Origin of the sequence: Aeromicrobium marinum DSM 15272 (assembly GCF_000160775.2) — a bacterium.
GTDB lineage: Bacteria > Actinomycetota > Actinomycetes > Propionibacteriales > Nocardioidaceae > Aeromicrobium > Aeromicrobium marinum.
Window position 1 is genome coordinate 225,774 of the sequence record NZ_CM001024.1, and the last position, 25,265, is coordinate 251,038.

21 protein-coding genes and 1 pseudogene are annotated in these 25,265 nt (G+C 71.6%); 14 read left to right on the plus strand and 8 right to left on the minus strand.

Going from position 1 to position 25,265, the window contains the following annotated elements; all coding sequences use genetic code 11:
* Nucleotides 1-22 precede the first annotated feature (22 nt).
* Nucleotides 23-496 (minus strand): annotated as a pseudogene (locus HMPREF0063_RS17285) (RNA polymerase sigma factor); the annotation flags it as partial.
* Between the two features lie 160 nt (nucleotides 497-656).
* On the opposite strand from HMPREF0063_RS17285, the gene HMPREF0063_RS01255 reads away from it, so the two are divergent.
* From HMPREF0063_RS01255 to HMPREF0063_RS01280, 6 genes are all read left to right on the plus strand, one after another.
* Complete coding sequence (locus tag HMPREF0063_RS01255) at nucleotides 657-1,943, plus strand: GAF domain-containing protein (protein WP_007076828.1); 1,287 nt, start codon at nucleotides 657-659, stop codon at nucleotides 1,941-1,943.
* Between the two features lie 113 nt (nucleotides 1,944-2,056).
* Nucleotides 2,057-3,580 (plus strand): acetaldehyde dehydrogenase ExaC, encoded by a 1,524-nt coding sequence (exaC, locus tag HMPREF0063_RS01260; protein ID WP_007076829.1) that lies wholly within the window; start codon nucleotides 2,057-2,059, stop codon nucleotides 3,578-3,580.
* Nucleotides 3,580-3,963, plus strand: a complete 384-nt coding sequence (locus HMPREF0063_RS01265; RefSeq protein WP_007076830.1) for a DUF779 domain-containing protein — start codon at nucleotides 3,580-3,582, stop codon at nucleotides 3,961-3,963. Before exaC ends, HMPREF0063_RS01265 begins: the two co-directional genes overlap by 1 nt.
* Before the next feature lie 75 nt (nucleotides 3,964-4,038).
* Entirely contained in the window at nucleotides 4,039-5,631 is a 1,593-nt protein-coding gene (locus tag HMPREF0063_RS01270) for an AMP-binding protein (RefSeq protein ID WP_007076831.1), read from the plus strand.
* 81 nt (nucleotides 5,632-5,712) lie between these two features.
* Entirely contained in the window at nucleotides 5,713-6,732 is a 1,020-nt protein-coding gene (locus HMPREF0063_RS01275) for a YihY/virulence factor BrkB family protein (protein WP_169309963.1), read from the plus strand.
* A 117-nt stretch (nucleotides 6,733-6,849) separates the two neighbouring features.
* Nucleotides 6,850-7,245 carry a cold-shock protein gene (locus HMPREF0063_RS01280; RefSeq protein WP_007076833.1) on the plus strand — a complete coding sequence of 132 codons (396 nt, stop codon included), beginning with the start codon at nucleotides 6,850-6,852 and terminating at the stop codon, nucleotides 7,243-7,245.
* A 9-nt stretch (nucleotides 7,246-7,254) separates the two neighbouring features.
* Here the strand turns inward: HMPREF0063_RS01280 and HMPREF0063_RS01285 are convergent, their stop codons facing one another.
* A complete protein-coding gene (locus HMPREF0063_RS01285) occupies nucleotides 7,255-8,727 on the minus strand; it encodes an MFS transporter (protein ID WP_156794001.1) in 1,473 nt (490 codons plus the stop codon).
* A gap of 60 nt (nucleotides 8,728-8,787) precedes the next feature.
* Between HMPREF0063_RS01285 and HMPREF0063_RS01290 the strand changes: the two genes are divergently transcribed.
* Both HMPREF0063_RS01290 and HMPREF0063_RS01295 read left to right on the plus strand, forming a co-directional pair.
* A complete protein-coding gene (locus tag HMPREF0063_RS01290) occupies nucleotides 8,788-9,522 on the plus strand; it encodes a DUF3027 domain-containing protein (protein ID WP_007076835.1) in 735 nt (244 codons plus the stop codon).
* Nucleotides 9,523-9,576: 54 nt separating this feature from the next.
* Nucleotides 9,577-11,166, plus strand: coding sequence for an MDR family MFS transporter (locus tag HMPREF0063_RS01295; protein WP_007076836.1), 1,590 nt, complete (start codon nucleotides 9,577-9,579; stop codon nucleotides 11,164-11,166).
* Nucleotides 11,167-11,184: 18 nt separating this feature from the next.
* Here HMPREF0063_RS01295 and HMPREF0063_RS17045 read toward each other — a convergent pair whose 3' ends face one another.
* Complete coding sequence (locus HMPREF0063_RS17045) at nucleotides 11,185-11,595, minus strand: DUF2530 domain-containing protein (protein ID WP_007076837.1); 411 nt, start codon at nucleotides 11,593-11,595, stop codon at nucleotides 11,185-11,187.
* Nucleotides 11,596-11,652: 57 nt separating this feature from the next.
* Here HMPREF0063_RS17045 and HMPREF0063_RS01305 point away from each other — a divergent pair, with 57 nt between their 5' ends.
* The 3 genes from HMPREF0063_RS01305 to HMPREF0063_RS01315 are packed head-to-tail and all read left to right on the plus strand — an operon-like array spanning nucleotide 11,653 to nucleotide 14,704.
* Nucleotides 11,653-12,666: an SdiA-regulated/phytase-like domain-containing protein gene (locus HMPREF0063_RS01305; RefSeq protein WP_007076838.1), complete on the plus strand. Its 1,014-nt coding sequence runs from the start codon at nucleotides 11,653-11,655 to the stop codon at nucleotides 12,664-12,666.
* A gap of 54 nt (nucleotides 12,667-12,720) precedes the next feature.
* On the plus strand, nucleotides 12,721-14,160 hold the full coding sequence (locus tag HMPREF0063_RS01310) for an NCS2 family permease (protein WP_007076839.1): 1,440 nt from the start codon (nucleotides 12,721-12,723) through the stop codon (nucleotides 14,158-14,160).
* A gap of 25 nt (nucleotides 14,161-14,185) precedes the next feature.
* Complete coding sequence (locus HMPREF0063_RS01315) at nucleotides 14,186-14,704, plus strand: gamma carbonic anhydrase family protein (protein WP_007076840.1); 519 nt, start codon at nucleotides 14,186-14,188, stop codon at nucleotides 14,702-14,704.
* Nucleotides 14,705-14,834: 130 nt separating this feature from the next.
* Here HMPREF0063_RS01315 and HMPREF0063_RS01320 read toward each other — a convergent pair whose 3' ends face one another.
* Together HMPREF0063_RS01320 and serC are read right to left on the minus strand one after the other, a co-directional pair.
* Nucleotides 14,835-15,686, minus strand: a complete 852-nt coding sequence (locus tag HMPREF0063_RS01320; RefSeq protein ID WP_007076841.1) for an oxygenase MpaB family protein — start codon at nucleotides 15,684-15,686, stop codon at nucleotides 14,835-14,837.
* Between the two features lie 162 nt (nucleotides 15,687-15,848).
* On the minus strand, nucleotides 15,849-16,955 hold the full coding sequence (serC, locus tag HMPREF0063_RS01325; RefSeq protein ID WP_007076842.1) for a phosphoserine transaminase: 1,107 nt from the start codon (nucleotides 16,953-16,955) through the stop codon (nucleotides 15,849-15,851).
* Nucleotides 16,956-17,051: 96 nt separating this feature from the next.
* On the opposite strand from serC, the gene HMPREF0063_RS01330 reads away from it, so the two are divergent.
* The 3 genes from HMPREF0063_RS01330 to meaB are packed head-to-tail and all read left to right on the plus strand — an operon-like array spanning nucleotide 17,052 to nucleotide 22,038.
* The gene (locus HMPREF0063_RS01330; protein ID WP_007076843.1) at nucleotides 17,052-18,869 is read left to right on the plus strand and encodes a methylmalonyl-CoA mutase subunit beta; all 1,818 of its coding nucleotides are present in this window, start codon (nucleotides 17,052-17,054) and stop codon (nucleotides 18,867-18,869) included.
* Nucleotides 18,866-21,049, plus strand: coding sequence for a methylmalonyl-CoA mutase (gene scpA, locus HMPREF0063_RS01335; RefSeq protein ID WP_007076844.1), 2,184 nt, complete (start codon nucleotides 18,866-18,868; stop codon nucleotides 21,047-21,049). Before HMPREF0063_RS01330 ends, scpA begins: the two co-directional genes overlap by 4 nt.
* Nucleotides 21,049-22,038 (plus strand): methylmalonyl Co-A mutase-associated GTPase MeaB, encoded by a 990-nt coding sequence (gene meaB / locus HMPREF0063_RS01340; RefSeq protein ID WP_007076845.1) that lies wholly within the window; start codon nucleotides 21,049-21,051, stop codon nucleotides 22,036-22,038. The genes scpA and meaB overlap by 1 nt, the downstream gene beginning before the upstream one ends.
* Before the next feature lie 316 nt (nucleotides 22,039-22,354).
* Here the strand turns inward: meaB and HMPREF0063_RS17050 are convergent, their stop codons facing one another.
* The 3 genes from HMPREF0063_RS17050 to HMPREF0063_RS01355 form a co-directional block, all read right to left on the minus strand.
* Complete coding sequence (locus HMPREF0063_RS17050) at nucleotides 22,355-23,200, minus strand: hypothetical protein (RefSeq protein WP_156794003.1); 846 nt, start codon at nucleotides 23,198-23,200, stop codon at nucleotides 22,355-22,357.
* Between the two features lie 40 nt (nucleotides 23,201-23,240).
* Nucleotides 23,241-24,065 (minus strand): aldo/keto reductase, encoded by an 825-nt coding sequence (locus HMPREF0063_RS01350; RefSeq protein WP_007076847.1) that lies wholly within the window; start codon nucleotides 24,063-24,065, stop codon nucleotides 23,241-23,243.
* Nucleotides 24,066-24,153: 88 nt separating this feature from the next.
* Nucleotides 24,154-25,260, minus strand: coding sequence for a citrate synthase 2 (locus HMPREF0063_RS01355; protein WP_040320016.1), 1,107 nt, complete (start codon nucleotides 25,258-25,260; stop codon nucleotides 24,154-24,156).
* Between the last annotated feature and the right edge of the window lie 5 nt (nucleotides 25,261-25,265).

Genomic DNA, 25,265 nt, shown 5'->3' on the forward strand with positions numbered 1-25,265 from the left:
CGGTGAGGTTCTCGCCCTCGACGGCGCTGTGCCACAGCACGACCTGCCACCGCTCGGGCAGCGACCGGAAGGCCGCAGCGAGCAGGGTGGACTCGTCGATCTCGTCGATCAGGTCGCCGACGGTGGGCTCGTGGGAGGAGTCGGAGAAGTCGTCGACCAGCAGGTAGCGGGACTCCGCCCGGAACAGGTCCACGGCCTGGTGCCGCACGGCCACGTGCAGGTAGGCGCGGAAGGCGACCTTGGGTCCGTTGCCGCGGACGATGGCGCCGAAGACGTGGGCGAAGGACTCCGCCACGATGTCGTCGGCCCGATCGGGACCCGCCAGCTTGCGCGCGATACGGAGCGCGGACTCCCGGTGACGCCGGAACAGGGTCCCCTGCGCCTCGAGGGAGCCGTCGCGCGCGAGGTCGATCAGAGCCTGGTCGTCGAGCAGCTCGTCGGTCTCGCGGGCGGTGGTGTCGAACACACCTGGAAGACGTGACACGGCGGTTCCCATTACGCGGCGACGCAGGTGGGATGCGTGTTTGAGACGTATTTCACATCAATGAATGGCACATCAAAAAACGGTACACATGGAGTGGATCATCGGGGATGTCCCGCAGGGCGGATCGATCGACGAGTGAGCCACCTCACACCCTGCCGGGTACGCTGCGCACATGGGACGACCCCACGAACTCGCGGTCCCCCCGGGCGCCGACGCCGCGAGCCTCGCCCGGCACCTGAACCGAGCCCACGACGACTTCGTGTCCACCGGCCGCACCGACCCGGCCGTCCGCTCGATCGTGACCGACTCGTGGCAGCGCAGTCTGGCGTCGGGGCTGGATCCCGAGATCGGACTGGCCTCGGTGGTGCTGGACGACGACGCCCTGGCCGAGATCCGCGCGCTCCACCCGCTCGCGGCCGGCATGCCCGTGATCCGCCGGCTCCTGGTCGAGAGCGCCGCCGACGCCGGCCACCTCGTCGCGGTCAGCGACGCCGCCGGGCAGCTGCTGTGGGTCGAGGGGTCGTCGTCACTGCGTGCGCGTGCGGAGAGCATGCACTTCGTTCCCGGCGCCGACTGGAGCGAGGCCAGTGCCGGGACCAACGCGCCGGGCACCGCGCTCGCACTGGACCGGCCGGTGCAGATCTTCGGACCCGAGCACCTCGCCCGGCCCGTCACCCCGTGGTCGTGCTCCGCCGCTCCCATCCACGACCCGGACACCGGCGCGGTGCTGGGGGTGCTGGACCTGACGGGGACGGCCGAGGTCGCCTCGGTGCAGGGGCTGTCGTTGGTGCGGGCCACCGTGGCGGCCGTGGAGGCCGAGCTGCGCATCCAGCGACTGCACCCCCCGACGTCGGGCTCCGTGGCCGGTGCCGGGTGGAGCATGCCGAGCCTGGACGTGCTCGGTGCCCGGGGCGCGACCCTGCGCCACGGCACCACCACGACCCGGCTGAGCCTGCGGCACAGCGAGCTGTTGCTGCTGCTCGCGGACCGGCCCGGAGGGTGGCGTGCCGGTGAGCTGGCGGTGGCCCTCAGCGACGACGAGCAGGCCCAGGTCACCATCCGTGCCGAGCTGTCACGGCTGCGCCGCGTGCTCGGTCCGCTGCAGCTCGCGTCCCGCCCGTACCGCCTGGAGAACGCCGTGGCCACCGACGTCGCCCAGGTGCGCGACGAGCTCGCCGCGGGACGGCTGCGCCGTGCCGTCGCCCTGTACCGGGGGCCGGTGCTGCCGGACTCGACGGCCCCGGCGGTGCAGCGGCTCAGGGACGAGCTGCACCTGCTCGTCCGCTCGTCGCTGCTGGCCAGCGACGACGTCGACGCGATCCTCACCTTCGCCGACACCGCGCACGGACGCGACGACTTCGAGGTGTGGGAGCAGGCCCTGCGGATCCTGCCGTCGACGTCGCCGCGCTACGCCCAGGTCGAGACGCGCGTGGCCCTGCTCGACGACGAGCTGGGCTGAACCGCCACCTGGCGCAGGGGCCCGGGACGTTGCAACGGGCGTGCAACGGGGATGTGACTAGCGTCACGCACATGCCGCACCTCCGTCGGCATCCCTACCCGAGGAGTGTCCCCATGACGGTCTACGCCCAGCCCGGAACCGAAGGCAGCGTCGTCTCCTACAAGCCCCGCTACGACCACTGGATCGGCGGCGAGTACGTCGCCCCCGCCAGCGGTCAGTACTTCGAGAACCCCTCGCCGGTCAACGGCAAGGTCTTCACCGAGATCGCCCGTGGCAACGCCGACGACATCGAGAAGGCCCTCGACGCCGCCCACGCCGCAGCCCCCGCGTGGGGGAAGACGTCGGTCGCCGAGCGCGCGGTGATCCTCAACCGGGTCGCCGACCGCATCGAGCAGAACCTGGAGATGCTGGCCGTCGGCGAGACCTGGGACAACGGCAAGCCGGTACGGGAGACCCTGGCCGCCGACCTGCCCCTGGTGGTCGACCACTTCCGGTACTTCGCCGGTGCCATCCGCGCGCAGGAGGGCTCGCTGTCGCAGCTCGACGAGGACACCGTGGCCTACCACTTCCACGAGCCCCTCGGCGTGGTCGGGCAGATCATCCCGTGGAACTTCCCGCTGCTGATGGCCACGTGGAAGCTCGCTCCCGCGCTCGCCGCCGGCAACGCCGTCGTGCTGAAGCCGGCCGAGCAGACCCCCGCGTCGATCATGCTCCTCATGGAGCTGCTGGCCGACATCCTGCCGCCGGGCGTCGTCAACGTCGTCAACGGCTTCGGCGTCGAGGCGGGGGCACCCCTGGCCTCCAGCACCCGGATCCGCAAGATCGCCTTCACCGGTGAGACGACGACCGGGCGGCTGATCGCCCAGTACGCCAGCCAGAACCTCATCCCCGCAACCCTGGAGCTCGGCGGCAAGAGCCCGAACATCTTCTTCGAGGACGTCGCCAGCGCCGACGACGCGTTCTACGACAAGGCTCTCGAGGGCTTCACGATGTTCGCGCTCAACCAGGGCGAGATCTGCACCTGCCCCAGCCGTGCGCTGATCCAGAACTCGATCCTCGAGCAGTTCCTGCCGGCCGCGACCGAGCGGACCAAGGCGATCAAGCAGGGCAACCCGCTCGACGTCGAGACCATGATCGGCGCCCAGGCCAGCAACGACCAGCTGGAGAAGATCCTGTCGTACTTCGACATCGGGGTGAAGGAGGGAGCGCGCATCATCACCGGTGGTGAGCGCACCGACCTCGGTGGCGACCTGTCGGGCGGCTACTACGTGGCGCCGACGATCTTCCAGGGTCACAACAAGATGCGCGTGTTCCAGGAGGAGATCTTCGGTCCGGTCGTGTCGGTGACCGGGTTCAGCGACTACGACGACGCGATGAGCATCGCCAACGACACCCTCTACGGCCTCGGCGCCGCGGTGTGGTCGCGCGACGGTGGCACGGCCTACCGTGCCGGTCGCGACATCCAGGCCGGTCGGGTGTGGACCAACTGTTACCACCAGTACCCGGCCCACGCCGCGTTCGGCGGCTACAAGTCCTCGGGCATCGGACGCGAGAACCACAAGATGATGCTCGACCACTACCAGCAGACGAAGAACCTGCTGGTGTCGTACTCGCAGAACGCGCAGGGCTTCTTCTGATGGAGCGGGTGGCGATCACCCCGGAGGCCGCGGACCTGCTCCGCGGCCTCCGGGCCTCGCACGACAAGCCGCTGATGTTCCACCAGTCGGGCGGCTGCTGCGACGGCTCGGCCCCGATGTGCTTCACCCAGGGCACCTTCCTCACCGGCCACCAGGACGTCCACCTCGGCGACCTGGAGTACGGGGCCACGGAGGTGGCTCCGGTGTGGATCTCCAAGGAGCAGTTCGCCTACTGGTCGCACACCCACATCACGATCGACGTGGTGCCGGGACGCGGTGCCGGGTTCTCCATCGAGGGTCCGACCGGCCACCGGTTCATCATCCGGTCGCGGGTGTTCACCGAGGAGGAGACGGCGCGGCTGACCGAGGCACCCAAGGGTTAACCCGTTGTTACACTGACGCGCATCCGGCCGGGACGGCAGCGTCCCGGCGCGTCGAGGTGTGGATGTGGAGCCTTCATGGGTGATCTGACCTACAAGCTCAAGGTGCTGCGGCAGATCGGACTGCTGTCCGTCCAGCCCCCGCACCGCCTCGTGAAGGCCGGCGTCAAGCTGGCCACGTGGGGTCCCGGCTTCCCGGCGGCCGTGCTCGCCGCCGCGGCCCGGCACCCCCAGCAGCTCGCCATCATCGACGACGCGGGCGAGCTCACGTGGAAGCAGCTCAGCGAGGAGATCAACCGCACGACCCAGGGTCTGAAGGACCGGGGTGTGGGTGTCGGTGACTCCGTCGCGGTGCTGTGTCGCAACCACCGGCACATGGTCGTCGCGATGGTCTCGGTCATGCAGCTCGGCGGCAAGATCCTGCTGCTCAACACCATGGCGAGCGCCGGCCAGCTCGGGGAGCTGACCCGCCGTGAGGGCGCCGAGATGGTGGTCCTCGACCAGGAGTTCCTCAAGGTTGCCGACGAGCTCGACCGTGACCTCGTCGTCGTGGCGTGGGAGGACGACGACACCCACGGCCTGCCAACGCTCGCGCAGATCGCGGAGGGGAAGTCCTCGGCGGACCACAAGAAGCCCGCGAAGCCCGGCGGCATCGTCATCTTCACCTCCGGCACCACCGGCATGCCCAAGGGCGCCAACCGCAAGGAGCCGGAGAACCTCGATCCGCTGATGACCTTCTTCGGTGCCATTCCCTACCGGGGTAACTCCACGGTCGTGATCGCGGCGCCGCTCTTCCACTCCTGGGGGCTCATCAACTTCGGGTTCGGCCTGTCGACCGTCCCGACGTACGTGCTGCGTCGCAAGTTCAAGGCCGAGCAGGTGCTCGCCGACATCGACCAGCACAAGGCCGAGGCCCTGGTCGTCGTGCCGCTCATGATGCAGCGACTGGTCGACGCCGATCCGACCGCGATCGAGAAGGCCGACGTCTCCAGTCTGCGGATCACCGCCTCCAGCGGCTCGGCCCTGGCCGGCGAGCTCGCCACCCGCTTCATGGACACCTTCACCGACTCGGTCTACAACTTCTACGGCGCGACGGAGACCGGGTGGGTCTCGATCGCGTCGCCGGAGGACCTCCGCGCGGCGCCCGGCACCGCCGGCCGCGTGCCGTGGCGCACGGTCGTGAAGGTGCTCGACGCCGACGGCCAGGAGGTGCCGCCGGGCGAGACCGGGGTCATCCACGTCGGCAACGAGATGCAGTTCGCCGGCTACACCGACGGCAACACCAAGAACTTCGCCGACGGACTCATGCACTCCGGCGACCTCGGCTACTTCGACGCCGACGGCCGGCTGTTCGTGGCCGGCCGCGACGACGACATGATCGTCTCCGGCGGCGAGAACGTGTTCCCCCGCGAGCTGGAGGACGCCCTGATCGACCACCCGCGCATCTCCGACGTGGTGGTCACGGGCATCCCCGACCCCGACTGGGGCCACTCGCTGGCGGCCTACGTCGTCGTCAAGGGCAGCGAGCCGCTGCCGGAGGACGAGATCGTCGCGTACGCCAAGGAGCGGGTCGCCCGGTTCGCGGTGCCGCGCAAGATCGCGTTCCTCGACGAGCTGCCCCGCAACCCCACCGGCAAGGTCATGAAGCGGGAACTGCCCGAGTTCGAGTAGGCCCGGTCGGGGCCTGTGGCAGGCTTCGGACGTGAGGATCAGCGTCGCGCCGGCGGTCGGCGCCGGTACCGGGGGGCGGTCGTGAACGGGATCGGACGGGTCGACGCCTTCCAGCGGCGCCACCGGGTCGTCGGGTACCCGATCGCGGTCGTCTACAAGTACTTCGACGACCAGGGTCCCTACCTGGCCGCCATCATCGCGTACTACTCGTTCATCGCGATCTTCCCGATCCTGCTGATCTCGACCTCGGTGCTCGGCTTCCTGCTGCAGGGCGATCCCGGGCTCAGCGACCGCCTGCTCGACACCGCGCTCAGCCAGTTCCCGATCGTGGGCGACCAGCTCGGCCGGCCCGAGGGACTCACCGGCAGCACCGGCGCGATCGTCGTCGGTTCACTCGCGGCCCTGTACGGCGCCCTGGGTCTGGGCCAGTCGACCCAGAACGCCGCCAACATCGCGTGGTCGGTGCCCCGCAACAGCCGTGCCAACCCGTTCCTCATGCGTTTGAAGAGCCTGATCCTGCTGGCCACCGCGGGCGTCGGCATCCTGGTGATCGCCGTGGGGTCGTCGGTCCTGGCCAACGCCCAGTCGATCAACGAGACCTTCTCCGACGAGATCAACCTGGCGCTGCGCATCGTCGGGTTCGTGCTGTCGGTGGGCATCTTCTGGGCGCTGTTCCGGCTGGTGAGCGCCGGCCGCGGACGCTGGCCGTACCTGCTCGCCGGAGCGGCCGTGACGGCCGGCCTGTGGCAGCTGCTGCAGTGGGCGGGTCAGGCGTACGTCTCCAACGTCATCAACACCGCCAGCTCCATGAACGGCACGTTCGCGCTGGTGCTGGGTCTGATCGCCTTCATCTACGTGGCGGCCCTGATGGTCGTGGTGGGCCTCGAGGTCGCGGTCGTGAGCTCCAGGCGACTGTTCCCCCGGGCCCTGCTGACGCCGTTCACCGACAACGTGGTGCTCACCGAGGCCGACCAGCGGGCCTACACCGCGTACGCCAAGTCCCAGCGCCACAAGGGTTTCCAGGTGGTGGAGGTCAGATTCGACGAGGTGGACGCCCCGACCGAGGTCATCGCGCGCGACGACCAGCCGCCGTCCGCCTGACCACCTGGTCGCCGCGACCGGCAGCCGGTGGCTGGTGGCCTGCCGGTGGAACCACGGTCTACGCTGGTGCACCGCACTTCGTGCACGACGACAGACGCCCCGACCAAAGGACATGCCATGCCCACGGGCAAAGTGAAGTGGTTCGACGCCGGCAAGGGATTCGGGTTCCTCTCCTCCGACGAGGGTCCTGACGTCTACCTGCACGCCGACGCCCTGCCGGAGGGCATGGACACCATCAAGCCCGGCACCCGGGTGGAGTTCGGCATCGCCCAGGGGCGGCGTGGCGACCAGGCCCTCCAGGTCCGTCTGGCGGAGCCGGCGACCTCGGTCAGCCGTTCACAGGCGCAGGCCCGTCGCAAGGACCCCGAGACCATGGTGGTCATCGTGGAGGACCTGATCCGCGTGCTCGACGACCTGGGCGAGGCCTACCGGCACGGGCGCCACCCCGACGCGAAGAAGGCCAAGCCGGTCGCCTTGCTGCTGCGGGCGCTCGCCACCGAGCTCGACGCCTGAGGCGTCGGGTCAGGCCGTCGGGGCGGCGGGGAGACGGTCCCGGCGCACGCGGCTGATCACGAAGACCACCCAGACGAGCACGACGCCGGCCACGACCCGCAGGCCGGTGTCGACCCCGGCATCGATCGTGAACAGCCCGATGCCGGTGAGCCCGCCGGTGACCCACGCCAGCTGGATGAGCGTCTCGGACCGGGCGAACATCGAGGTGCGCACCCGCTCGGGCACGTCGCGCTGGATGAGCGCGTCGAGGCTGAGCTTGCCGAGCGACTGGGTGAGTCCGGCCGTGAGGCCCAGCACCATCGCCGTGCCCCAGCTGAGGAAGATCGAGACGATCGCCAGCACGGCGACGTCCAGGATCAGCACGGCGACCACGATCAGCTCGGGCGCGCGCTCCTTGGCCGCCGAGCCGAGCAGGACGCCGATGGTGTTGCCCACGCCCGCGGCCCCGATCACCAGGCCGAGCAGGATCGTGGCGTTGCCGCTCCAGTCCATCACCGCGGGTGGGTCCCTCAGCACGAACGCCATGAAGATCGTGAGGAACCCCGTGATGACCCGCAGCCCGGCGTTGCAGCGCAGGGCGTTCACCACCCCGCGGGGGGCGAGCACGCCGGTCACGCCGTTGGCGGCGGTGAGGTCGATCTTCTCCTCGCCCTCGCTGGAGTCGACCCGAGGCGGCAGGAGGATCGCGAGCACGGTGCCGATGACGAACAGCACGAACGCGTAGCGCAGGGCCCACTGCGAGCCCAGGGCCACGGCACCGATGGCCAACGGGGCCGAGATCGCCCCCGCCGCGGTGCCGGTGAGCGAGATCCGTGAGTTCGCCTTCACCAGGGTCAGCTCGGCCGGCAGCAGCCGCGGCACGGCCGACGCCCGCGTGACGCCGTACGCCTTGGAGGACACCAGGCAGCCGAGGGCCGCGATGTAGAAGGTGGGCGACTCGTCGACGACGGCACCGGCGAGCACCAGGCAGCAGAACGCCCGCATGGCCAAGGTGGTGCCGATCGCCCACCGGCGACCCCGCCGGAAGCGGTCGAGGAACGGGCCGATGAGGGGTGCCACGAAGGCGAACGGCAGCATCGTCAGCACCAGGAAGAGCGCGACCTGGCCACTGGCCTCGTCGGACGGGACGGTGAAGAACACCGTGCCGGCCAGCGCCACGGCCACGGCGGCGTCACCGGCGGTGTTGAACGCGTGCAGCTCCAGCAGGCGGGCCAGCCCGGTCTCGCCGGCGCCTCCGGAGTGCGTGAAGCGGCGGGCTCCACGGAAGGCCGAACCGCTGCCGCGGGCGATGACGCGACCGGCGCCGCGGGTCGCCTGGGCCGCCACGCGGGCGGACCGCTGGACGCCCCCGGGCGGCGGCGGGCCGTCGGGACGGGGGTCGGCCCCGGGCCCGTCGGACGCGTCGGACCACGGGGGCAGCGGCTCGGGCAGGGTGGGTTCGCGGCCGTACCCGTCGGGGTCGTGGTCGTCGTGGGCACCCATGCCCTCCATCCTGCCTCACCCCGAGTCGGCGGGCTGGCTCAGATGGGGGACAATCGTGGGATGTCCGTCCAGGAGTTGTTGACCTCAGCCACCGCGACCGCGCGCGCCGCGCTGGCCGACGTCGAGGACGTCGTCGGGGACCATCTGCGGGCCGAGGTCGACGCCGACGGCCTGGTGTCGCACTACTTCGCGTCGACGCAGCCGGGCTACCAGGGATGGACCTGGGTCGTGAGCCTCTCGGCCGTCGCGGCCGACGCCCCCGTCACGGTCAACGACGTCGTCCTGCTGCCGGGGTCCGACGCCATCGTGGCCCCGGCGTGGACGCCCTACCGTGACCGCATCCGCCCCGGGGACCTCGGGCCCGGCGACGTGCTGCCGCCCGACGAGGACGACCTGCGACTGGTGCCGGCCTGGTCGGCCGAGGACACCGACGACGACGACCGTCCGGTGGCCCGCGAGATCGCCTCCGAGCGGGAGTGGGTGCTGTCCCGGGAGGGCCGCGACATGGCCGCCGACCGGTGGCACGCCGGGGCCCAGGGTCCCGACACCCCCATCGCGCAGCAGGCCTCCGGCTCGTGCCGCACCTGCGGGTTCATGGTGGGGCTCGCCGGTGAGCTGGGCGGCCGCTTCGGGCTCTGCGCGAACGGCATGGCCAACGACGACGGCCGGGTGGTGACGCTCGACCACGGGTGCGGCGCGCACTCCGGAGTCCGGCTCGGCCGGTCGGTCACCCCGCAGCCGCTGCCGCCGCCGGTGTTCGACACCGTCACCAACGACGACGTCGAGGTGCTCTGAGCCTGTCGGCTCCCTCACGTTGCTGCAGGGGGCTCCTCGTCATATAGTTGCGGTGTGCAACTTGATGACGAGGTGACCGACCCACCCGCGGAGACCGTGGCGCAGCCCCGCCCGGAGTACACCCACCGGGAGGTCCTCGAGGTCCTCGTGGGCCTGCTCGCGGCGATGTTCACCGGCCTGATCAGCTCGACCATCGTGTCCAACGCGGTGCCGACGATCATCGCCGACCTCGACGGCAGCCAGACCCAGTACACGTGGGTCATCACGGCGTCGCTGCTGGCGATGACCGTGTCGACCCCGGTGTGGGGCAAGCTCTCGGACCTGTTCGACAAGAAGCTGATGATCCAGACCGCGATCGGCATTTTCGTCGTCGGGTCCGTCCTGGCCGGACTCTCGCGCAACCTGCCCGAGCTGATCGCGATGCGCGCGGTGCAGGGGATCGGCATGGGCGGCATCATCGCGACCGGACAGGCCCTGATCGCCGCGATCATCCCGCCGCGTCAGCGTGGTCGGTACGCCGGCTACCTCGGCGCCACGATGGCGGTCGCGACCGTCAGTGGGCCGCTGATCGGCGGCATCATCGTCGACACCCCCGGGCTGGGCTGGCGCTGGTGCTTCTTCGTGTGCGTCCCCCTGGCGGTGATGAGTCTGGTGGTCCTGCAGCGCTTCCTCCGACTGCCCGACACTCGCCGCTCGGTCGACCTGGACTACGCAGGCGCGCTGCTGATCGCGGTCGCCGCCTCGCTGCCGCTGGTGTGGGTCACCTTCGCGGGTGACGCCTACCCGTGGGTCTCGTGGACCTCGGCCGCGTTCCTGGGCGGCACGGCCCTGGCCGCCGGCCTCGTGGTCGTCGTGGAGTCGCGCCACGCCGAGCCGGTCCTGCCCCTGCAGGTGGTGCGGCAGCGCACCACGACGCTGGCCATCATCGGCAGCATCGCCGTCGGGATCTCGATGTTCGGGGGGTCGGTGTTCCTCGGCCAGTACTTCCAGGTGGCGGGCGGCCACTCGCCGACGGTCGCCGGCCTGCTCGGGACCCCGTTGATGGTCGGGTCCCTGGTGGGCACGGTCGTGTCCGGTCGTCTGATCACCCGGTACGGGCGGTGGAAGCGGTTCCTGGTGACCGGTTCGGCCCTGCTGGTCGTCGGGTTCGGCCTGCTCGCCACGGTCGACCACACCACGCCGGAGTGGCACACCATGGTCTTCATGGCCGTCGTCGGCCTCGGCATGGGCATGATGCTGCAGAACTTCGTGCTCGCGGTCCAGAACACCGTCGACGTGCGGGAGGTCGGGTCGGCCAGCGCGTCGGTGGCCTTCTTCCGGTCGCTCGGGGGTGCTGTCGGTGTCGCGGTGCTGGGAGCGATCCTCGCCGCCCAGGTCCGGACCGACGTCACCGACGGCCTCGGCCGGCTGGGTCTGAGCCGGTCGGGCGACTCCGGGTCGCTGCTGGACGTGGGCTCCCTGCCCGGTCCGGTGGCCGAGGTGGTGCGCGCCGCCTACGGTGACGCGACGGGGAACATCTTCGCCGTCGCGGCGGTGGTCTCGGTGATCAGCCTGGTCGCTGCCGTGATGATCAAGGAGATCCCGCTGCGCACCACGGTCGCGATGCAGGAGCCGGACGGGCCGGCGGTTCCCGTCGCCGACTGAGCCGCCGACGACCGGGGTTCAGTCGATCGCGGCGCGGCGCCGGCCCGGCTGGATCCGCAGGGCGTTGCGCCGCCGCCGGCAGTACTCGATGCCGATGCACCCGAGACCGAATCCGGCGACCGCGGCCCACAACCACCACATGCGGTCGGACTCCTCGAGGGTGCCGACGAACGGCACGAGGGCCAGGGCGGCGACGCCCCACACGATGGTGCCGACGACCATGGTGCGGACGCCGTCGACGTCCATGGGCTCGACCTCGGCCACGCGGTGGGTCGTGTTGCCGATCTCGAGCTCGGTCACCTCGGGCCGACCGAAGTCGTGCCGGCGGGCGGCGCGTTCGAGCCGCTCACGCTCGCGGTGGCCGAGCTTGCGCTCGACCGTGGCCGGTCCGTCCCCCTCGCGGATGGTCCAGTCGTCGCCGTCGGTCACCCGGCCAGCGTACCGCCGCCGTCACACGCTCGCGGTGGGCTGGCATGCTGAGGGCCGATGAATCCGCGCTATCGACGTCTGCTGATCCCCGGCCTGCTCACGGCGCTGGTCGTGGTCGTGGTCGTCGCTGCGCTCACCGACTCCTCCGAGGCAGCCGTCGCGTCCGAGGCGACGGAGGTGAGCCGGTTCCTCGACCCGGACATCACCGAGTCGAGCGGACTGGCGGTGAGCCCGCTCGACCCCGACCTGGTCCACACCGTCAACGACTCCGGAAGCGCCCCGGTGGTGTTCACCGTGCGGCTGTCGACCGGCGAGACCGTCGGGCGCACGACCCTCGACGGCGTCGCCTGGCGCGACCCCGAGGCGTTGGCGGTCGGACCGGACGGCACCCTGTGGGTCGCCGACACCGGCGACAACCTGGCGGCGCGCGACGACACCGCCCTGTACGTGCTGCCCGAGCCGGCCGGGGGTGACGACCGGGTCACCCCGACGGTCTTCCCGGTCTCCTTCGCCGGCGGGCCACGCGACGTCGAGGCCCTGCTGGTCGACCCGACGGGCGGGCCCGTGCACCTGGTCACCAAGGGCCTGCTCGGCGGAGAGGTGTTCCGCCTGCCGGCCGACCTCACGCCCGGTGCCACCCACCGGGCCGAACCGGTGGGGGTGGCGATGCCGGGGCTGGTCACCGACGCCGCGTTCCACCCCGACGGCGAGCGCCTGGTGGTGCGCACCTACGGGTCCGCGCTGCTGTACGACCGGGACTTCGTGCGGCTCGGAGCGGTGGAGCTGCCGTTCCAGGAGCAGGGCGAGACCATCGCCGTCGAGGCCACCGGCACCTACCTGGTCGGCAGCGAGGGCACGGGCTCCGCGCTGACCCGGGTGCCGGCCATCGCCCCGGAGGCCGACGACGCCCGGTCGGGCGACGCCCCGCGGGTCGGCGCAGCGGACGGGGCGACCGTCGATGCTCCCGAGGACACCGACGGCGTCGACCCGTCGGTCGTCATCGGCGTCCTGGCGGCGCTCGGTGTGATCCTGGTCGGCCTGCTGGTGGTGCGCGGCCGCCGTCGTCCATGATGTGGCGGTGACCGGGTTCGCCGGTCGTCCCGCACCCGGCCCGGCAGGAGCCCCATGACCACGACGCTCGACCGCTTCTTCCTCATCACCGACCGCGGTTCGACGATCGGCCGGGAGGTGCGTGGTGGCGTCGTGACCTTCCTGACGATGGCCTACATCATCGTGCTCAACCCGATCATCCTGGCCGGTGTCCCCGACGCGGACGGCCTCTACCTCGGCGGCGGCGCCGAGCCGGGGTCGGGATTCGCGACGATCGCGGCGTGCACGGCTCTGGTCGCCGGTGTGCTGTCGATCCTCATGGGGGTCGTCGCCAACTTCCCCCTGGCGCTCGCCGCCGGGCTCGGTCTCAACGCCTTCGTCGCGTTCTCCGTGGCGTCGCAGATGACGTGGGCCGACGCGATGGGCCTGGTGGTGATCGAGGGCCTGATCATCCTGCTGCTCGTGCTGACCGGGTTCCGCAAGGCGGTGTTCGACGCGGTCCCGCCGCCGCTGAAGACGGCGATCGCGGTGGGCATCGGCCTGTTCATCGCCTTCATCGGCCTCGTCGACGCGGGGTTCGTGCGCGCCACGGGCAACGCGGCCCCTCCGGTGGGGCTGGGCATCGGTGGCAACCTCGCGGGCTGGCCCGTGCTGGTGTTCTGCCTGACGCTGCTGCTGATCATCTCGCTGCACGCCCGTGCGGTCCCGGGGGCGATCCTCATCGGCATCGTCTCGGGCACCGTGCTGGCGGGGATCATCCAGGTGTTCACCGACACGCCGGCGAGCCTCGGCGACGCCGGGTCGATCGGCTGGAACCTCAACGTGCCGGGCTGGCCCGACTCGGTCGTCGACGTGCCGGACCTGTCGCTGCTGGGTGAGTTCTCGCTGCTGGGCGGGTTCGACCGGGTGGGCCTGGTGGCCGCCGCGCTGCTGGTGTTCACGCTCCTGCTCGCCGACTTCTTCGACACCATGGGCACGATGACGGCGATCGGTGCCGAGGCCGGGCTCAACGACCAGGAGGGGTCGCCGCCCCGGGCCCAGCGGATCCTCGTCGTCGACTCGCTGGGGGCCGTCGCGGGAGGCGCCGCGGGCGTCAGCAGCAACACCTCGTACATCGAGTCCGCCTCGGGGGTCGGCGACGGTGCCCGCACGGGTCTGGCCGCGATCGTCACCGGCGTGCTGTTCCTGGCGTCCACGTTCTTCGCGCCGCTCGTGCAGAGCATCCCCAACGAGGCGGCCGTGCCGGCCCTGGTGTTCGTCGGGTTCCTGATGATGAGCCAGATCAGCGGCATCGACTGGAACGACGTCGAGATCGCGCTGCCGGCGTTCCTCACGATCGTGCTGATGCCGTTCACCTACTCGATCACCGCGGGCATCGGGGCCGGGTTCGTCACCTTCGTCCTGCTCAAGGTGGTGCGGGGCCGCACCGCGGCGGTGCACCCGCTGATGTGGGTCGTCGCGGGCCTGTTCGTCGTGTACTTCTCGATCGACCCGCTGACGCGCTGGTTGACCTGACCGGTCGCGTGGTTGGCTGGGCCGCATGGAGATCACCTTCGACGGACACACGCCCCGGCTCGCCGACGGCGCCTGGGCGGCACCCAACGCGACCCTGGTCGGCGACGTGCGCCTCGGGGAGCGCGCGAGCGTCTTCTACGGAGCGGTGCTGCGCGCCGACAACGAGCCGATCACGGTGGGTCCGCGGTCGAACGTGCAGGACAACTGCGTCTTCCACGTCGACGTCGGTCAGCCGGTGGTGCTGGGCGAGGGCGTCTCGATCGGCCACGGTGCGGTCGTCCACGGCGCGACGATCGGCGACCACGTGCTGGTCGGCATGAACGCCACGGTGCTCAACGGGGCGGTCATCGGCGACGAGGTGCTCGTGGCGGCCGGGGCGCTCGTGCCGCAGGGCATGCAGGTGCCGCCGCGCACGCTGGTCGCCGGGGTGCCCGGCAAGGTGCGGCGCGAGCTGACCGACGACGAGATCGCCCACCTGCACCGCAACGCACGGATCTACGAGGAGCACCGCGACGCCCACCGCGACGCCACCTCCGCCCCCTGACCCACCCCACCCACCCGGGGCGGTAGGTGAGCAACCCTTCCCGGGCACGGGCGGTGGGTGAGGTACCGCACGACCGACGGATTCGGTTGCTGACCCACCGATGCCGGGTGCGAGGACCGTCGGACCGTCGTCAGGTGGTGCTGCGCTCGGGCGGGGTCATCGCCCACCGGATGGCCCGGGTGGCCACCTCGCCCGACGCACGGACCACCGTGCCCTCCGCGACCGGCAGGTACGGCAGCCGCAGCGGCCACCGGGTCCACCGAGGCATCATCGCGATCGCCGACGCCGCGAGAACCCCGTACGGCGCCCGGAGCGCCAGCGGCACCGGCGGGTTGACCAGGATGAACCGAGCGGTGCGCCGGGCTGCCTCGGTGCCCGCCAGCTCGGGGCGGAAGTCCGCGAGCGCCTGCTCCAGCTCGGCGACCGTGGTGGGCACCCGGTCGGCCCCGAGGGCACGGCCGACGACCGCGGTCTGCGCCACGTACTCGTCCCGCTTCGCAGGCGAGAGCTTCGTGGAGCCGTAGCGGTCGTGGGCCCGCAGGAAGCTGTCGACCTCGGCCACGTGGACCCACTTCAGCAGGTGGGGGTCCGACGCCCGGTAGGGGCGGCCGTCGGGGGCGGTGCCATGGATCCGGCCGTGCACGGCACGGACGATCCGGATGGCCCGGTCGGCGTCCTCGGTGGTCGCGAACGTCGTCTCGGCCAGGAAGGTGCTGGTGCGGTGCAGGCGGCCCCACGGGTCGCCGCGATAGCCCGAGTGCTCGTCGACGGCGGCCATCGCCAACGGGTGGAGCGACTGCAGCAGCAGGGCGCGGATGCCGCCGATGAACATCGACGCGTCGGCGTGGACGGTCACGATCGCGTCGCCCGGCCCGAACCGTCGGGGTCCGGGACTGCCGTGGATCCGTTCGCGGTGCGCGGGCCCCTCGTCGCCGGCGACGCGCTCGAAGATCACCTGGCCGAGGACCTCGCGCACTCCCATCTGCCCAGTGTCCCGCACGGCACCCCACCTCGCCCGTCGGCACCTTCCCGCTGGGAGTGACGTTTCGGCCCCGGAATGGCGAACATCAGGGCCGAATCGTCACTCCCAGCGGGAAGGGGGGAAGGGGAAAGGGGGAGGCGGGAAGGGGGGGCGGGGAGGGAGTCAGAGGCGGTCGACGACGTGGTCGATGCAGCGGGTGAGGGCGGTGACGTCGTCGGGATCGATCGCCGGGAACATCGCGATGCGCAGCTGGTTGCGCTTGAGTCCGCGGTAGCCGTCGACGTCGACGATCCCGTTCTCGCGCAGCACGCCCGCCACGGCCGCCGCGTCGACGCCGTCGAGATCGAGCGTGCCGACCACGAGCGAGCGGTCGGCGGGGTCGGGCACGAACGGCGTCACGTACGACGTCCGCTCGGCCCACGCGTACAACCGACCCGACGACTCCGTGGTGCGGCCGACGGCCGCGTCGAGTCCGCCGAGCCCGTTGAGCCACCGCACCTGGTGCTCCATGAGGAACAGCGTGGCCACGGCGGGCGTGTTGTACGTCTGGTCCTTGCGGGAGTTGTCGATCGCGGTCGGCAGGTCGAGGAACGCCGGCACGTACCGTCCTTCGGCCTTGATCCGTTCGGCCCGTTCGATCGCTGCCGGTGACATGAGCGCCACCCACAGGCCACCGTCGGAGGCGAACGACTTCTGCGGGGCGAAGTAGTAGGCGTCGGTCTGCGACACGTCGACCGGAAGCCCTCCGGCCCCCGAGGTCGCGTCGACCAGCACCAGAGCGCCGTCGTCGGCGTCGGCCACCCGCTCGACGGGTGCCATCACGCCCGTGGACGTCTCGTTGTGCGCCCAGGCGTACACGTCGACGCCGGCGACGGCGCGCGGCGAGGGCCGGGTGGAGAAGGCGGACTCGACCACGTCGGGGTCGGCGAGGAACGGGGCCGCCGTGGTGGCGGCCGCGAACTTCGCCGTGAACTCCCCGTGCACCAGGTGCTGGCTGCGCTCGCTGACCAGACCGAACGTCGCCGCGTCCCAGAACGCGTGCGACCCGCCGAGGCCCAGCACGACCTCGTACCCGTCGGGCAGGGTGAACAGCTGCGCCAGGCCCTCGCGCAGCCGTCCGACGAGCTGCTTCACCGGCGGCTGCCGGTGGGACGTGCCCATCAGGGAGGAGCCGGAGGCGGCCAGCGCGGCGAGCGCCTCGGGTCGCACCTTGGAGGGGCCGGAGCCGAAGCGGCCGTCGCGGGGGAGCAGGTCGGCGGGGATCTTCACCCGGCCAGTCTCTCGCACCGGCCCGCGGGCGTCCGGGACCCCCGTGGGCCCGTCCTCCCGGAGCCGGCCCGGTGCCGACCCCCTACGATGCGTTCCATGGCAGCCGAATCGTCGTCCGTCGCCCCCGACCCGACGGTCCCCCTGGCCGATGGCTTGGACGCGACCCGTGAGCAGTGGGAGAAGGCCACGGCCGCCGTCCTGCGCAAGTCCCGTCGCCTCGCCGACGACGCCCCCGACGGCGACGTGTGGACCGAGCTCACCAGCACCACCCTCGACGGCATCGCCGTGAGCCCGCTCGGGACCCCGGCCGAGACGGCGGACCTGCCCGACCCCGGTCTCCCCGGCCAGGCGCCCTTCACCCGGGGCACCGCCGCCGCCCGCGAGCACCAGGCCTGGGACATCCGTGCGTGGTTCACCGACCCCGACGGTGACCGCACCGCCGAGCACGTCATGACCGACCTCGAGAACGGCGTGAACTCGCTGTGGCTCACCGTCGGTCCTGACGGCGTCGACGCAGCCGACCTCCCGCGCATCCTCGAGCCGGTCTTCCTCGACCTGGCGCCCGTCGTGCTGGACGCCCCCCACGACCCCGTGGCGGCGGCGCAGGTCCTCGTCGACGTCCTGGCCGACCGGGGCCTGACCCCGGCGCCCAGTACCAACCTGGGGGCCGACCCGATCGGCAACGCCGTGCGCGGGCGGGGTGTCACCGACCTCTCGGTCGCCACCGACGTCGCGAACCTGGCCTCGGGCGTCGGAGCCCGCGCCGTCGTGGTCGACGGCACCGCCGTGCACGACGCCGGGGGGTCCGACGTGCAGGAGCTCGCCTACGTCACGGCCGCCGGTGCCGCCTACCTGCGGGCGCTCGTCGGGTCGGGGGTCGACGTCGACACCGCGGCCTCGCTGCTGGAATTCCGGCTGGCGGCCACCGACGAACAGTTCCCGACCATCGCCAAGTTCCGCGCCGCGCGCCGCCTCTGGGCGCGGGTCGCCGAGCTGAGCGGGGTCAGCGGCGCGGCCGCCGGCCAGGTGCAGCACGCCGTCACCTCGCGGCCGATGATGTCGGCGTACGACCCCTACGTGAACATGCTCCGCACCACCGTGGCCGGTTTCGCGGCCGGGGTCGGTGGGGCGACCAGCGTCACCGTGCTGCCGTTCGACGAGCCGCTGGGCCTGCCGGAGGTGTTCAGCCGCCGGATCGCCCGCAACACCTCGAGCCTGCTCATCAGCGAGGCGCACGTCGCCAAGGTCACCGACCCGGCCGGCGGTTCCCACGTCACCGAGAAGCTCACCGACGACGTCGCCCGGGCCGCGTGGGAGGCGTTCGGGGCCATCGAGTCCGCCGGCGGCGTGGTGGCCGCCATCGCCGACGGCACCATCGCGGCCGGCATCGAGCGCACCGTCTCGGAGCGGGCGCTGCAGATCGCCACTCGCGAGCGCCCGATCACCGGGGTCAGCGAGTTCCCGAACCTGGCGGAGGTCAAGCCCGAGCGTCGGCCGTACCCGACCGCGCCCGCCGTGCACCGCTACGGGGTCGAGTTCGAGCAGATGCGCGACGCCCCGGCGTCCACTCCGGTCTTCCTGGCCACGATGGGGCCGATCGCCGCGCACACCGCCCGCGCCACCTTCGCGGCCAACCTGTTCGCCGCCGGCGGGATCGACACCGTCGCGGCCGGCGCCACCTCCGGCACCGCCGAGGTCCTCGCGGCCTACGACGGCGCCCCCGTGGTGTGCCTGACCGGCAACGACGCCGCCTACGCCGACTGGGGCGCCGAGCTCGTCACCGCACTGCGTGACGCCGGAGCCCGGTTCGTCGTCCTGGCCGGCACGGCTGACGTCGACGCCGACACCACCGTGGCCATGGGGCTCGATGCCCTGGCCTTCCTCCGCCGGACCCGAGAGGAGCTGACGGCATGAGCATCCCCGAGAGCTTCGCCGGCCTGCCACTGGACCCCGAGCAGCCCGCCGCGCCGGACCCAGCGACCTACGCCGCCGCGACGGAGGGGGCCGAACCGTGGCCCGCCCCCGAGGGCATCGGCATCCACGGCCTCTACACCCCGGGCGACCTCGACGGCCTCGACGCGCTCGACACCTTCCCCGGGCTCGCGCCCTTCCTGCGGGGGCCGTACCCGGCGATGTACACGACCCAGCCGTGGACCGTCCGTCAGTACGCGGGGTTCTCCACCGCCGAGGAGTCCAACGCCTTCTACCGCCGCAACCTGCGGGCGGGGCAGAAGGGCCTGTCGGTCGCGTTCGACCTGGCCACCCACCGTGGTTACGACTCCGACCACCCCCGCGTCAAGGGCGACGTCGGCATGGCCGGTGTCGCGATCGACTCGATCTACGACACCCGCACGCTGTTCGACGGCATCCCGCTCGACGAGATGAGCGTGTCGATGACCATGAACGGCGCCGTGCTGCCGGTGCTGGCGCTGTACATCGTGGCCGCCGAGGAGCAGGGGGTGAAGCCCGAACAGCTGGCCGGGACCATCCAGAACGACATCCTCAAGGAGTTCATGGTCCGCAACACCTACATCTACCCGCCGGCCCCGTCGATGCGGATCATCTCCGACATCTTCGCCTACACGGCGCAGAAGATGCCGCGGTTCAACTCCATCAGCATCTCGGGCTACCACATCCAGGAGGCCGGGGCGACGAACGACCTCGAGCTCGCCTACACGCTGGCTGACGGCGTCGAGTACATCCGGTCGGGCCTGGACGTCGGGCTCGACATCGATGCGTTCGCCCCCCGGCTGAGCTTCTTCTGGGCGATCGGCATGAACTTCTTCATGGAGGTCGCCAAGCTTCGCGCCGCCCGCGCCCTGTGGGCCCGGCTGGTCAGCGACTTCGACCCGAAGAACCCCAAGAGCCTGAGCCTGCGGACGCACAGCCAGACGTCCGGCTGGAGCCTCACCGCGCAGGACGTGTACAACAACGTGGGCCGCACGGCGATCGAGGCCATGGCCGCGACGCAGGGCCACACGCAGAGCCTGCACACCAACGCGCTGGACGAGGCGATCGCCCTGCCGACGGACTTCAGCGCCCGGATCGCCCGCAACACGCAGCTGCTGCTGCAGCAGGAGTCCGGCACGACCCGCAGCATCGACCCCTGGGGCGGCTCGTACTACGTCGAGCGGCTCACCCACGACCTGGCCAACCGCGCGTGGGCGCACATCCAGGAGGTCGAGGCCGCCGGCGGCATGTCGAAGGCCATCGAGGCCGGCATCCCCAAGATGCGCATCGAGGAGGCGGCCGCCCGCACCCAGGCCCGCATCGACTCCGGCCAGCAGGCCGTGATCGGCATCAACACCTTCCGGCTGCGCGACGAGGACCCGCTCGACGTCCTGAAGGTCGACAACGCTGCGGTGTACGCCGCTCAGCTCGCGAAGCTGGAGCGGTTGCGCGCCGAGCGTGACGACGACGACGTCCGCCGCAGCCTCGAGGCGCTCACCAACAGCGCCGAGCGGGGTTCGTCCAGCGACGGATCGCTCGACGGCAACCTGCTGGCCCTGGCCATCGACGCCGCCCGCGCGAAGGCCACGGTCGGCGAGATCTCCGACGCGCTCGAGAAGGTCTACGGGCGCCACCAGGCGGTGATCCGTACGATCTCGGGTGTGTACCGCACCGAGGCCGGCCAGGGGGGCAACGTCCAGCGCGTCATCGACGCCACCGCCGAGTTCGAGGATGCTGAGGGCCGCCGCCCGCGCATCCTCGTGGCCAAGATGGGTCAGGACGGCCACGACCGGGGTCAGAAGGTCATCGTCACGGCATTCGCCGACATGGGCTTCGACGTCGACGTGGGTCCGCTGTTCTCGACGCCCGAGGAGGTCGCCCAGCAGGCGATCGACGCCGACGTGCACATCGTCGGGGTCTCGTCGCTCGCAGCCGGCCACCTCGCGCTCCTGCCGGAGCTGAAGCGGGCGCTCGACGAGCTCGGCCGGCCCGACATCATGGTCGTGATGGGTGGTGTCATCCCGCCCGACGACGTGCCGACGCTGAAGGAGATGGGTGCGGCCGAGGTGTTCCTGCCCGGCACGGTCATCGCCGACTCCGCGTTGTCGCTGCTCGACAAGCTCCGCGGCACGACCGCGTCCTGATGTCGGCACCCGGCACCGACATCGACGTCGAGCGGCTCGCCGACGAGGTGCGGGAGGGTCGCCGTCCGGCGATCTCCCGCGCCATCACGCTCGTCGAGTCCCGGCGGGCCGACCACCGTGCCGCGGCCCGCGAGCTGCTCACGGGCCTCACCCCGGACGCGGGGGGAGCGGTCCGGGTGGGCGTCTCCGGGGTCCCGGGGGTCGGCAAGTCGACGACGATCGAGTCGCTGGGCACCCACCTGACCGGCCAGGGTCACCGCGTCGGCGTGCTGACGGTCGATCCGTCGAGCGTCCGCACCGGCGGCTCGGTGCTGGGCGACAAGACCAGGATGGCGCGGCTGGCCGTCGACCCGAACGCGTACATCCGGCCGTCCCCGTCGGCCGGCACCCTCGGCGGCGTCGCCCGCGCGACCAGCCAGGCGATGACGATCCTCGAGGCGGCCGGCTTCGACGTGGTGCTGGTCGAGACCGTGGGGGTGGGTCAGTCCGAGATCACCGTGGCCGGCATGGTCGACACCTTCGTGTTCCTCACCCTGGCGCGCACGGGCGACCAGCTGCAGGGCATCAAGAAGGGCATCCTGGAGATCGCCGACGTCATCGCCGTCAACAAGGCCGACGGCGAGCGGGCCAAGGAGGCCGAGATGACCGCCTCCGACCTCGCCGGCGCGTTGCGCCTCGTGTACGCGGGGACGGCCGACTGGGTGCCGCCGGTGCTGACCTGCTCGGGGCTGGAGGGCACCGGCATCGACACCGTGTGGTCCCGGGTCATGCGACACCGCGCCTTCATGGGCGACCGCGGTCTCGCGGAGAAGCGGGCCGGCCAGCAGTGGGACTTCACGTGGGCGCTGGTGCGCGACGAGCTCGACCAGCGGTTGCGGACGCATCCCGGGGTCGGCGAGGTGCGCGAGGAGGTCCGCAGCCTCATCCTGGCGGGCGACCTGGGCGCGGCCGAGGCGGCCGACCGGTTGCTCGCGGCGTACGACGCCTGAGGCCCGGACGGACGACGAGGCCCGCGCAGGGAGATGCGCGAGCCTCGTCTGGGGCGATGTCACCGGGCGGGAATGGTCCGTACGTGAGGGAGAGTCGCGCAGGTGTCCCGGAGGTCCCGATGAGGCACCACCCATGGTGACCAGTGAACCATAGTTCTTTAGAACCATGAAGTGCGCTAGGGTGGTGCCCGGGACAGCCCACGAGGGCAGGCAGCACCGCTCCCGCCGGTCCGCAGCGGACCGCGTCAGGCCGACCATCTCGGGGGGATGGTCGGCCTTCGGCGTGTCGGGGCAGACCAGGCGGGATCAGGCGCGGTCAGGCCGGGGGCGCGGCGGTGAACCGTGGCCGGCTGCTCGAGACGGTCCACGTGTCGATCCGCCAGCCGTCGGCGGTCCTCACGAGTCCGAAGGTGCCCTCGGTGTCGATGCGCATCTGCTCCACCGCGCTGCTGGCCGGGTTCCACACCAGGGCGCCGGCCTCGGTTTCGACCGCCACGCTCAGGCGGGGTGTCGCCCCGCCGCGCTCGAGGCCGACGCGCACGGGCGACCAGGACGGATCCACCCACACCGGCCGGTCGGGGTAGCCGTCGGTGGTCCAGTCGGTGCCGAAGAACTCCCGGCCCGACCCGGCATCGGGTCCGTCCAGGAGCAGCAGGCCGGTGCCGCGCCGGGCGGGGTCGCTGCGGGGCGCCGCCACGACCGCCGCGACCCGGGACGCGTACACCCGGTCCCGGGCGGCCTCGGTGAGGAATCCGCGGGCGGCGTCGAAGTCGGCCGACGTGTAGGTCTGCCGCGGCAGCGACAGGGCCGAGTAGCGGGCGTCGAACACGAAGTCGAGCGCCTGGCACACGGCGGCCTGCACACCTTCGTCACCGACGGCCGACCGCACCGCCTCGGTGGCCTGCACGGTGGTCGAGGCGCACCGTTCGGCGGCGGTCGGCACCGTGAGGCGTGGGGCGAGTGCTGCGGAGACCGGCTCGGGCGTGGGCGACGGGGTGGGCGTCGGGGCGCTGGGCGTCGGCGCTGCTGAGGTCGGGGCGGGCTCGGTGGGTCGCGGAGCCGACGTGACCTCGCCGTCCGGTGAGCTGAGCCCCAGCGCGATCGCCGCCAGCGCCACGAGCGTCACGACGGCGGCCAGTACGCGCACCACCGATCCCTTCACCCGGTCAGGATAGGGCCCCGGCGCGTCGACCCGGCGCGGGTCAGTTGAAGGCCGCCGGATCGGGGCCGATGCGCTCGTCGCGGTTGACGCCGCTGATCGACCGGATCTCGTCCGGCGTCAGCTCGATGTCGGTCGCGGCGAAGTTGTCGGCGATCCGCTGCGGCGTCACCGACTTGGGGAACACGATGTTGCCGAGGGCGAGGTGCCACGCCAGGATCACCTGCGCCGGGGAGGCTCCGTGGGCCTGCGCGACCTGTGTGATGGCCGGCTCCTCGAACACCTGGCCCTGGGCGAGCGGGCTCCAGGCCTCGGTGGCGATGCCGTGCTCGTCGTGGAACGCGCGCAGCTCGGTCTGCGTCAGCGCCGGGTGCAGCTCGATCTGGTTGACCGACGGGACCGTCAGGCCCGCGTCCAGCAGCTTCTGCAGGTCCTCGACCCGGAAGTTCGAGACGCCGATCGACCGGATCCGGCCGTCGGCCTTGAGCTGCTCGAAGGCCTTCCACGTGTCGACGAAGGTGTCCTTCTGCGGCGTGGGCCAGTGGATCAGGTACAGGTCGAGCACGTCGAGACCGAGCTTCTCCATGCTGGTGTCGAAGGCCCGCAGGGTGGAGTCGTGGCCCTGGTCGCTGTTCCACAGCTTGGTCGTGACGAACAGGTCCTCGCGCGGCAGGTCCGACGCGCTCAGGGCAGCGCCGACCTCGGCCTCGTTGCCGTAGATCTTGGCGGTGTCGATGTGGCGGTAGCCGATCTCCAGGGCGGTCTCGACGTTCGCCTGGGTCTCGGCGGGATCGACCTGGAAGACGCCGAGCCCCAGCTGGGGGATGCTGACGCCGTCGTTGAGGGCGATGTCACGGATCGCGGACATGCGGATGCTCCTTCGGGTGGGGAGTGGACAACCCCTCCAGCATCCCAAGCCGGCCAAGCCCCGCATCTCGGGGTGGCCGGCCCGTCGGTCAGGCGGTGGCCCAGTCCGGGTTCCAGCCGTCGACCTCGTCGGCGCGACGGGTGGGCGGGCCGGTGTAGATGGCCGACGGGCGGATGAGGCGGCCCGTGCGCTTCTGCTCCAGGATGTGGGCGCTCCACCCGGCGGTGCGGGCCGAGGTGAACATCGCGGTGAACATGTGCGGCGGGATCTGGGCGTAGTCGAGCACGATCGCGGCCCAGAACTCCACGTTGGTCTCCAGCACCCGGTCGGGACGGCGCTCCTTGAGCTCCTTGAGCGCTGCCTCCTCCAGGGCGATGGCCACCTCCGCGCGGGGGGCGTTGAGCTCCTTGGCGGTGCGGCGCAGCGTGCGGGCACGGGGGTCCTGCGCCCGGTAGACGCGGTGGCCGAAGCCCATCAGCCGTTCGCCGGCGTCGAGCAGGCCCTTGACGTACTTCTCGGCGTCGCCGGACTTCTCGACCTCCTCGATCATGGTCAGCACCCGCGCGGGGGCGCCGCCGTGCAGGGGGCCCGACATGGCGCCCACCGCGCCGGACAGCGCGGCCGCGGCGTCGGCGCCGGTGGAGGCGATGACCCGGGCGGTGAAGGTGGAGGCGTTCATGCCGTGCTCGGCGGCCGACACCCAGTAGGCGTCGATGGCCTTGGCGTGGTCGGGGTTGACCTCACCGCGCCAGCGGGTGAGGAAGCGTTCGGTGATGGTGCCGGCCTTGTCGATCTCGGACTGCGGGACCATCGGCTGGCCGACACCGCGCGCGGCCTGCGCCACGTAGGACAGCACCATGACGGCGGTACGGGCCAGGTCGTCGCGGGCCTGGACGTCGTCGATGTCGTACAGCTGCTTCATGCCCCACGCAGGCGCGGTCAGGGCGATCGCGCTCTGCACGTCCGCCCGGATGTCGCCGGAGTGCACCGGGATCGGGAACGGCTCGGCCGGGGGCAGGCCCGGCTCGTAGCTGCCGTCGACGAGCAGGCCCCAGATCTTCTCGAAGGGCACCCGCCCGACCAGGTCGTCGATGTCGACGCCGCGGTAACGGAGGGCGGAACCCTCCTTGTCGGGTTCGGCGATCTCGCTCTCGAACGCGATGACGCCTTCAAGTCCGTGGTGCACTTCAGTCATGGCCG